At 62.4% G+C, this 6,887-nt stretch carries 6 protein-coding genes; 3 read left to right on the top strand and 3 right to left on the bottom strand.

The window, feature by feature from the left end; genetic code table 11:
• Nucleotides 1–79: 79 nt before the first annotated feature.
• Genes cphA through ACM62Q_RS12720 form a run of 3 tightly spaced genes read right to left on the bottom strand, consistent with a single transcriptional unit; the run spans nucleotide 80 to nucleotide 5,053 of the window.
• Nucleotides 80–2,320 carry a cyanophycin synthetase gene (gene cphA / locus ACM62Q_RS12710; RefSeq protein WP_415037154.1) on the bottom strand — a complete coding sequence of 747 codons (2,241 nt, stop codon included), beginning with the start codon at nucleotides 2,318–2,320 and terminating at the stop codon, nucleotides 80–82.
• 20 nt (nucleotides 2,321–2,340) lie between these two features.
• Complete coding sequence (locus ACM62Q_RS12715) at nucleotides 2,341–2,802, bottom strand: DUF1854 domain-containing protein (protein ID WP_415037155.1); 462 nt, start codon at nucleotides 2,800–2,802, stop codon at nucleotides 2,341–2,343.
• A 10-nt stretch (nucleotides 2,803–2,812) separates the two neighbouring features.
• Nucleotides 2,813–5,053, bottom strand: a complete 2,241-nt coding sequence (locus tag ACM62Q_RS12720) for an ABC transporter ATP-binding protein (protein WP_415037157.1) — start codon at nucleotides 5,051–5,053, stop codon at nucleotides 2,813–2,815.
• Between the two features lie 111 nt (nucleotides 5,054–5,164).
• Here ACM62Q_RS12720 and ACM62Q_RS12725 point away from each other — a divergent pair, with 111 nt between their 5' ends.
• The 3 genes from ACM62Q_RS12725 to ACM62Q_RS12735 are packed head-to-tail and all read left to right on the top strand — an operon-like array spanning nucleotide 5,165 to nucleotide 6,754.
• Nucleotides 5,165–5,737 (top strand): pseudouridine synthase, encoded by a 573-nt coding sequence (locus tag ACM62Q_RS12725; RefSeq protein ID WP_415037159.1) that lies wholly within the window; start codon nucleotides 5,165–5,167, stop codon nucleotides 5,735–5,737.
• Complete coding sequence (locus ACM62Q_RS12730) at nucleotides 5,734–6,174, top strand: DUF192 domain-containing protein (RefSeq protein ID WP_415037161.1); 441 nt, start codon at nucleotides 5,734–5,736, stop codon at nucleotides 6,172–6,174. Before ACM62Q_RS12725 ends, ACM62Q_RS12730 begins: the two co-directional genes overlap by 4 nt.
• Nucleotides 6,175–6,199: 25 nt before the next feature.
• Nucleotides 6,200–6,754: a chorismate--pyruvate lyase family protein gene (locus ACM62Q_RS12735; RefSeq protein WP_415037163.1), complete on the top strand. Its 555-nt coding sequence runs from the start codon at nucleotides 6,200–6,202 to the stop codon at nucleotides 6,752–6,754.
• Nucleotides 6,755–6,887 lie beyond the last annotated feature (133 nt).

The raw sequence follows: 6,887 nt of genomic DNA on the forward strand, positions 1-6,887 counted from the left end.
GGCGGTGTGGCGGCTCCACAGATTGGGGCCGCGCAAGGCGCGAATGCGGGAAACGTCCATGATGGTCTTGTCGTGAGAATCAGATGCGGTTGGCGAGGTGGGCGGACTTGCGGGCGCGGCGCGGCAGCAGGGCAAAGGGGTCGGCGAGGTCGAGGCCGTAGGTGCGCAGACCGGTGACGATCACATCCTGCGACAAACCCAATCCCCAGGCAGCAGCCACGGCGGCCAGGGCGGCGGCAATGGTGTGCGGATGTTTTTCCTTGCCGATGAAGGGCACATCGCCCAACCGGCAGAGGCGACTTTCTTCCTCGCCGCTGCCCAGGTAAAGGCGGCTTTCACTGACGTAGACGGCGCGCTTGCCAGCAGCGAGATGCTGATCCAGTAGCGGCGCGTCCGGGTCGGCGGAAAAAAGGATGACTTCGCCGTCGCATAAAGGAATGAACTCTTCCGTCAGCGGATCTTCAGCGTTGAGGACGGCCGCACCGCTGGCCAGAATGACATCGATCTGGGTGCGGTAGGTGGCGCGCCAGGTGGTGTAATACTCGCTGCCGGTGGGCTGGATGTCCCAGGCAGAGAGGTCTTCCGTATCCGGCAACACATTGGTGACGATGCCGATCTGGCAGCGGTCGTAAGGCAGGCCTTCGCCGAGGATGACGCGGCTGCCGTTCTCGATCACCGCCGCATCGACGCTGCGGTTGAGCAGCAGCCGCCGCCCGCCGGCCCAGTTGGCGGCATCCTTGTTCTGGATGTGCCGGTTGCCGAGATACAGCCCGGCGCTGCAGGCCAGGGCGCTGCGCAGACCGGATAAATGCAGCATGTGCGCGAGCAGGCGGGCAACGGGGGTTTTGCCGCGCGAGCCGGAGACACCAATGACCGGAATGCGGCCGCTGCGCTCGGCGGCGAAGAGGTTATCGACGATGGCCTGACCGACCGGGCGCGGTTTGCCGATGCCGGGTTTCAAATGCATGAGCAGGCTGGGGCCGGCATTGACTTCGACAATCGCCCCGCCCTGGCCGGCCAGCGGCTGGGCAATGTCGCGGCAGACGAGATCGATGCCGGCGATGTCCAGGCCCACCACGCGCGCGGCAAGCGCAGCGATGGCCGCCGTTTCGGGATGCACTTCGTCCGTACAGTCAAAGGCATGGTTGGCGTTGCGCTGGATGAGCACTTCGCGCCCGGCGGCCGGCACGCTGTCGCCGCTGAGATTCTGGCGTTCGAGTTCGATACGGGCGGCGGTATCGATGCGGATGATGGAGAGCGGGTGCAATTCGCTTTCGCCACGGCGGGGGTCGCTGTTGACCTGGCGGGCGATTAGTTCGAGCACGCTTGATTGGCCGTCGCCGGTGACGGTGATGAGGTCGCTGCGATTGGCCGCCACCAGTTTGTCGCCGACCACCAGGAGGCGGTGTTCGCTGCCGGCGATGGAGCGTTCGACCAGCACCCCGGAGCCTTCGTCGACGGCAATGGCGTAAGCCTTGCGTACGGCATCGGGGCTGACCAGATCGATGAAAACACCGCGCCCGTGGTTGCCGTCGGTCGGTTTGACCACCACCGGGTAGCCGATGTCTTCGGCGGCGTCCACCGCGTCGTCGGCGCTGTCGACTTCGCGCCCCTCCGGCACCGGCACGCCGGCGGCCGCGAGCAGGTCTTTGGTCAAATCCTTGTCGCGCGAGATGGTTTCGGCGATGGCGCTGGTTTGGTCGGTTTCCGCCGTCCAGATGCGGCGCATGGCGGCCCCGTAGCCGAGCTGCACCAAGTTGCCGTCATCGAGCAGGCGGATGTGCGGAATCTTGCGCGCTTCCGCCGCTTCAACGATGGCGGCGGTGGAGGGGCCAAGGTATTTGCGGTCGACCTTGCGCCGCAGCGCTTTGTTGGCGGCCGCCAGATCATAGGTTTGATCGTTGATGGCGGCGAGCAGCAATTCGCGCCCCTGTTCCAGCGCCAGCCGCGTGCATTCGCCGTGGAAATCGCTGACGATGAGTTTGTATATGCCCGGCGTGGTTGTTTCGCGGGTGCGCCCGAAACCGTCCGGCAGACCGGCCAGACTCATCAGCTCCAGCACGATGTGCTCCAGGATGTGACCGGCCCAGGTGCCTTCCTGCAGGCGGCGCAGGAAGCCGCCGCGCTCGTCGTAATTGCAGCGGTGCTCGATCAGGCTAGGCAGCCAGGCGGTGAGGCGTTCATACAGGCCGGGAATCTTGTTGGAAGGCAGGGCTTCCAGGTCGCCGATGTCGATCCAGGTTTCCAGACTGGGCGGATAAGTCCAGATGCTCGGGCCGCGCAGGGAAAACTGCTTGATGATGCGAATGTCGTGGCTCATTTTTTTGGGCAGGGGTGGAGTTAGAGGAAACGGTCGAGCAGTTTGCGGCTGCTGCGGTCGAGTTGGGTCAGGTCGCGGATCAAGTATTCGATGCCGTTTTTGTCGGCGATGAGCAGCCGGGTGGCGGCCAGGCGGCGGATGTCTTCCTCGCCTTTCAGGGTGAGCGTGGTGTCGCCCCGGTTGGTGCGCACCTGCCAGGCGCTCGGGCAGGCGAAGCTGGAAACGTTGAGAAGTTGCTCGATTTCCGGCACGAATTCGCGGCTGGCGAGGTCTTCTTCGATCAGTTGGCGGGTGTCATCGGGCAGCTCGGCCAGCCGGTCGACCCAGGCGATTTCGCGGCCATCGCCGCTGATTAGCGCCAGTCCCTCATTCGGGGCGGCGATGGGAAAGGCGCGCACCGGCGTCACACCGATGTGTACTTCGCCGTCGGCAGCGCTGAGGACGAGGCGGTGCAGGGCGTCGCGTTGCAGTGTGAAATTCATGCGTATTTCCTCAAACCGTGGGCGTTTTGGGCAGATCCGGCGCGGCGGGTTCCGGCGCTTCGGTGTCCACATTGCGCGCCTGTGCCATGTAGAGCTTGTGGTAATGCCCTTCGGCCGCCATCAGGGCGTCGTGGTTGCCGATTTCGACGATGCGGCCGCGATCCATCACCACCAGCCGGTCGGCCTTGCGCAAGGTCGATAGCCGGTGCGCAATGGCGATGGTGGTGCGGCCCTTGACCAGATTGTCCAGCGCTTTCTGGATTTCCTTCTCGGTTTCGGTATCGACGGCGGAAGTGGCTTCGTCGAGGATGAGAATTTTCGGATCGATCAAGAGCGCCCGCGCAATCGAAATGCGCTGGCGCTCGCCGCCGGACAGCCCCTGGCCACGCTCGCCGACCAGCGAATCGTAGCCGTGCGGCAAGCGCAGGATGAATTCGTGGGCATGGGCGGCGCGCGCCGCAGCGATGATTTCGGCGCGCGTCGCGTCCGGTTTGCCGTAGGCGATGTTGTCGGCGATGGTGCCGAAAAAGAGGAAAGGCTCCTGCAACACCAGACCGATGTGGCTGCGAAATTCCGCCACCGGCACGGCGCGCACGTCGACACCGTCGATCAGCATCTGGCCGGACGTGACATCGTAAAAGCGGCAGATCAGATTGACCAAGGTCGATTTGCCCGAGCCGGAATGCCCGACCAGACCGATCATTTCTCCCGGTTCGATGACGAGATCGACGTCTTGCGTCACAGCGCGGGTGCCGTAGCGGAAGGAGGCTTTCTTCAGTTCGATGTGGCCGCGCACGCCGCTCAGATGCACCGGCTGCGCCGGTTCCGGCACGCTGGATACGTGGTCGAGAATGTCGAAGATGCGCTTGGTGCTGGAGGCGGCGCGCTGGGTGGCGGAAACGATGCGGCTCATCGAATCGAGCCGGGTGTAGAAGCGGCCAATGTAGGCGAGAAAGGCGGTGAGCGTGCCGACGGTGGAATCGCCGCGGGCGATCTGCCAGATGCCGAAGGCCCAGACGACGAGCAGCCCGATTTCGGTGAGCAGGGTGATGGTGGGCGTGAACAAAGACCAGGTTTTGTTCAGCTTGTCGTTCATCGCCAGATTGTGCTCGTTGGCGGCAGCAAAGCGCTCGGCCTCGCGTTTTTCCTGGGCGAAGGCCTTGACCACGCGGATGCCGGGGATGGTATCGGCCAGCACGTTGGTGACTTCGGCCCAGACGCGGTCGATTTTTTCGAAGCCGGTGCGCAGTTTTTCGCGCACGACGTGGATCAGCCAACCGATGATCGGCAGCGGCAAGAGTGTCACCAGCGCCAGCCAGGGGTTGATCGAAAAGAGGATGGCCGCCGTCATGGCGATCATCAGCACGTCGGTAGCGAAATTGAGCAGGTCGAGCGAGAGGAAGATGTTGATGCGATCCGTTTCGTTGCCGATGCGCGCCATCAGGTCGCCGGTGCGCTTACCGCCGAAATATTCGAGCGACAGGCCGAGCAGATGCCGATAAGTGGTGGTGCGTAAATCGCGCCCCATGCGCTCCGACACTCGCGCCAGGATCAAGGTGCGCGCCCAGCCAAGAAACCAGGCGAGCAAGGCCGCGCCGAGCAGGCCGCCAAGATAAAGGCTGACTCGCGGCCAGTCGATGGGTTGGCCGTTCTGGAAAGGAATCAGAATGTCATCCATCAGCGGCATGGTGAGGTAGGGCGGCACCAGTTGCGCCGCAGTGGCGAGCAAGGTGAGGGCAAAACCGGACAGCAACTGCCAGCGGTAGGGGCGGGCGAAACGCCACAGGCGAAAGAGCGTCCAGGTGGAGGGGGCGACGTTGCTTTCACGGGTGCAGTTCGGGCAATCTTCAGCATCGACTGGCAGGGAGTTTTTGCACAGCGGGCAGACCTCTTCCGGCGGACGCGGTGCCGCGTCGCGCAGCAGGGCAAATTCGCGAATCAGGCGTAAAGCGGCCAGATTGTTTTCCAAGGTATAGCGCCAGACGGCCAGGCGCCCTGTTGCATTGACCAATTCCAGCGTGCCGACACCGGCGTGGTCGTGGTGGTTCAAGTGCAATTCTGGCGCGAGCGGCCAGTGTTCGACTTGTCCCGCGGCGTTCGCAGCATAGAGCCCCTGTGCCGATAGTACGAGCAGGCCGGGGGCAAAATGCAGGTGATGGTCGAGGTCGGTTTCGAGCAGGCAAAGCAGAGGGGAGGCGCTGGTCAGATGGGCGGCAAACGGTGCTTGCCAGCGCTCAGGAAGGGCGGCCAAGGGCCCGTGTGCAGGACTGGGAGTAGGGGGCATGGAGCGGGTTGGGGGAAGGGTAGGGGGCTTTTACGCGATGGGTGCCGTAAAATTCGGTTTTTATTTTGCGTGTTCGGTGTGGCAAAAATCGTCTTGTTCAATAAACCCTATGGTGTGCTCAGTCAGTTTACGCCGGAAGGTCGCTGGCGTGGGTTGCGCGATTTTATTCCTTTGTCCGGTGTTTATGTTGCGGGTCGCCTGGATGCTGATAGCGAAGGCCTGTTGTTGCTCACCAACGACGGTAGATTACAGGCGAAAATTGCCGAGCCACGTTACAAATTGCAAAAAACCTATTGGGCGCAGGTGGAAGGTGTGCCTGATGCGCTGGCGCTACAGCGTTTGCAAGACGGTGTGCGCTTGCGCGAATTTACGACACAAGCCGCCCAGGTGCGCCGGATCGATGCGCCGCCCGACTTGTGGCCGCGCGATCCGCCGATTCGTTATCGCGCGGCAATTCCGACCAGCTGGCTGGAAATCGTTATCAGCGAAGGGAAAAATCGCCAGGTGCGGCGCATGTGCGCGGCGGTGGGCTACCCGGTTTTGCGTTTGCTGCGCGCCGCCATCGGGCAGGCCAGCTTGGCTGGTTTGGCACCAGGCGAATGGCGTGAAGAAACAGGCGGTATTGAATTTTTACGAGGAAAGAAAACATGAAACAGTTTTTTTTGGCAGCCATGACGCTCTTTTTGAGCGCCGCAGCCGGAGCGCAGCACAGTTTGGCGCAGATTGAATTGCAGATTGGTTTTCACCGTATCGAAGCCGAAGTCGCGGCGCGCGATCCTGAGCGGCAGAGGGGTTTGATGCACCGCCGTTCGATGCCCGCGCAGCGCGGCATGCTGTTCGTTTTTCCGCAGGACAACACCTATTGCATGTGGATGCGCAATACCTTGATTCCGTTGTCGGTGGCCTTTGTGGACGCCGAAGGAAAAATCATCAATATTGCCGACATGACGCCGCACAGCGAAGAAAATCACTGCGCCCGCCGCCCGGCGCGTTACGCGCTGGAGATGAACCGAGGCTGGTTTGCCCAGCGCGGTATTCAGGCGACAGACCAACTGCGCGGCCTGGAGCGCGCGCCGGTGGGACGCTGAGGTGGGTACAGAGGTGGGCGATGAAATGAATGCGCTTTTCCGTGAACGCTGGTTAGCCGTTTTGCCAGCAACCGGTGTGCCGAACGCCTTACGCCCCTGGTTGAGCGAAACCGCTTCGCTGACTTTACGCTGCCAGCGTCATTGCCGCGAGTTTCGCGTGCGTCCCTTGCGTCAGGCGCTGGCCCGGCCCTTGATTGATTTGCCAGGAGGGACTGGGCGCTGCCTGCCCTTGCGCGAGGTATTGCTAGAATGCGACGCCCGCCCGGTGATCTTTGCGCACAGCGTTTTGTCGGCAGTGCGCGCCGGGAAACTGGGGCGCTATTTCGCCGGTCTAGGCAGCCGTTCTTTGGGTTCGCTGTTGTTTGCGCATCCAGGGTTTCGGCGTGGGGCCATCGAGTATTTGCGTTTGTCGTCGCAGCACCCGCTGCACCGGCGACTGTCTCGCCATTTGGGTGCGCAGCCGCCCCTCTGGGCGCGCCGCTCATGGCATGTATTGGGCGATTACGGCGTGCTGGTTACCGAAGTCTTTCTGCAGCCCGGGGTTTTGGCACTGGAAAAACCGCTCGCTTTGACTCGGTAGGCCTAGAATTTGCATTCACCCCGGATTTGCCGAAAACCTTTGATAGATCCAGAGTGACAGGGCTATCGCATACGCAGATGTCGTAAACCCTAAAAGAAAGTCGTTCACAATCAATTAGTTATGACAGGGGCTT

This window comes from Azonexus sp. (assembly GCF_047638095.1).
Classification (GTDB): domain Bacteria; phylum Pseudomonadota; class Gammaproteobacteria; order Burkholderiales; family Rhodocyclaceae; genus Azonexus.

What these genes read in the sequence shown, in the direction of transcription:
- ACM62Q_RS12715 (WP_415037155.1), bottom strand. Translation starts at nt 2,802, where the DNA reads ATGAATTTCACACTGCAACGCGACGCCCTGCACCGCCTCGTCCTCAGC.
- ACM62Q_RS12730 (WP_415037161.1), top strand. Translation starts at nt 5,734, where the DNA reads ATGAAACAGTTTTTTTTGGCAGCCATGACGCTCTTTTTGAGCGCCGCA.
- cphA (WP_415037154.1), bottom strand. Translation starts at nt 2,320, where the DNA reads ATGAGCCACGACATTCGCATCATCAAGCAGTTTTCCCTGCGCGGCCCG.
- ACM62Q_RS12735 (WP_415037163.1), top strand. Translation starts at nt 6,200, where the DNA reads ATGAATGCGCTTTTCCGTGAACGCTGGTTAGCCGTTTTGCCAGCAACC.